Genomic DNA, 1,753 nt, shown 5'->3' with positions numbered 1-1,753 from the left:
CGCATCCACAACGCGCTCAAGAACACCGACGGCGCCGACGCCGGCCTGACCATCCACGCGACCACCGCCCACGGCGACATCACCGCCCGCAGCCTGTGACCCGCGGCCGCGGGGTGGCCCGGATGGCGCGAGGCAGCCTTAAGCAGGCCACAAGTGGAGGCGCTCACGCTGCCTGGCGAGGCTGAACAAGGGGGAAACGCAGTGGGTGACTGTCCGGAACCGGAGGATCGCGGCTGGCTGCCCGGCAGGGCGCTGCCGGTTCCTCTGCGCGGTCCCAGTCCCACCACGGAATTGACCTTGTCCACCGAGCCCCGGGTGTCGCCCTCATGACCGAGAACAGCCACACGAAGCCGCGCGCCGGCCGGGGCCTCCCCGACCCGCACCTCGACCGGTACGCCGCGCGCACCGCGGGCATGACGGCCTCGGAGATCCGGGCGTTGTTCTCGGTCGCCAGCAGGCCGGAGGTGGTCTCGCTGGCCGGCGGCATGCCGAACCTGGCCGCGCTGCCGCTGCAGACGCTCTCGGCGCAGGTCGCGCGGATCATCGCGGAGGACGGCCTGACGGCGCTGCAGTACGCGTCGGCGCACGGCCTGCCGCTGCTGCGGGAGCAGATCTGCGACGTGATGGCGCTGGAGGGGATCGCGGGGCACCCGGACGACGTCGTGGTGACGGTCGGCTCGCAGATGGGCCTGGACCTGGTGGCCCGGCTGTTCTGCGACCCGGGTGACGTGGTGGTGGCCGAGGGCCCGTCGTACGTCGGCGCGCTGGGCTCGTTCGCCGCGTACCAGGCGCAGGTGGTGCATGTGGCGATGGACGGGCACGGTCTGGTGCCCGAGGGGCTGCGGGCGGCGCTGCGCCAGGCCAGGGCGGCCGGGCAGCGCGTGAAGCTGCTCTATACGATCCCGAACTTCCACAACCCGGCCGGTGTGACGCTGGCGGTCGAGCGGCGGGCGCAGATCCTGGAGATCTGCCGCGCGTACGACGTGCTGGTGGTCGAGGACAACCCGTACGGTCTGCTCGGCTTCGACGGGCAGACCTATCCGGCGCTGCGTTCGCTGGACCCGGGCAACGTGGTGTACCTGGGCTCGTTCTCCAAGACGTTCGCCTCGGGCCTGCGGGTCGGCTGGGTGCTGGCGCCGCACGCGGTGCGGGAGAAGCTGGTGCTGGCCACGGAGTCGGTGACGCTGTGTCCGCCCACGCTGAACCAGATGATCGTTTCGCGCTATCTGGCGACGCACGACTGGCAGGGCCAGATCAAGATGTTCCGGGAGAACTACCGCGAGCGCCGCGACGCGATGCTGTCCGCGCTGGAGCGGTACCTGCCGGCGGGATGCACGTGGACGAAGCCGGACGGCGGGTTCTACGTGTGGGTGACGGTGCCGCAGGGTGTGGACACCAGGGCGATGCTGCCGCGCGCGGTGGGCGCCCGGGTGGCGTACGCGTCGGGCAGCGGGTTCTCCACGGACGGGTCGGGCAGCCGCCAGATGCGGTTGTCCTACTGCTACCCGACGCCGGAGCGGATCCGTGAGGGCGTGCGCCGGCTGGCCGGGGTACTGGAGGACGAGATGGACCTCGTGCGCGGCTTCGGTGGCGCGGGTTCCCGTCAGATACCGGGGCCGCGCACGCCCGCGCCGGAAACGGTCTGACCCGGCCCCGGTTTGACTCCTCCCCCTCGTGAACGAGGGGGATTCCTGGCTCACTTCGCCTGCGGCCCGGCGGGCGCGCAGGTCTTACAAGATCAGCACCAGCCGGG

General features: G+C 71.7%; 1 protein-coding gene and 1 pseudogene. Both read left to right on the top strand.

Annotation, left to right across the window (positions count from 1 at the left end):
- Positions 1–99 (top strand): annotated as a pseudogene (locus tag ACZ4TV_RS33400) (DUF4097 family beta strand repeat-containing protein); the annotation flags it as partial.
- 227 nt (positions 100–326) lie between these two features.
- A complete protein-coding gene (locus ACZ4TV_RS33395) occupies positions 327–1,646 on the top strand; it encodes an aminotransferase-like domain-containing protein (protein ID WP_468139025.1) in 1,320 nt (439 codons plus the stop codon).
- The last annotated feature ends 107 nt before the right edge of the window (positions 1,647–1,753 follow it).

The sequence above is a fragment of the Streptomyces sp. NPDC028910 genome (assembly GCF_055564955.1).
The sequence above is the reverse complement of the archived record's forward strand: the minus strand, read 5'-3'. Positions and strand labels throughout refer to the sequence as shown.

Coding starts and splice junctions, on each gene's coding strand:
- ACZ4TV_RS33395 (WP_468139025.1), top strand. CDS start 327: ATGACCGAGAACAGCCACACGAAGCCGCGCGCCGGCCGGGGCCTCCCC.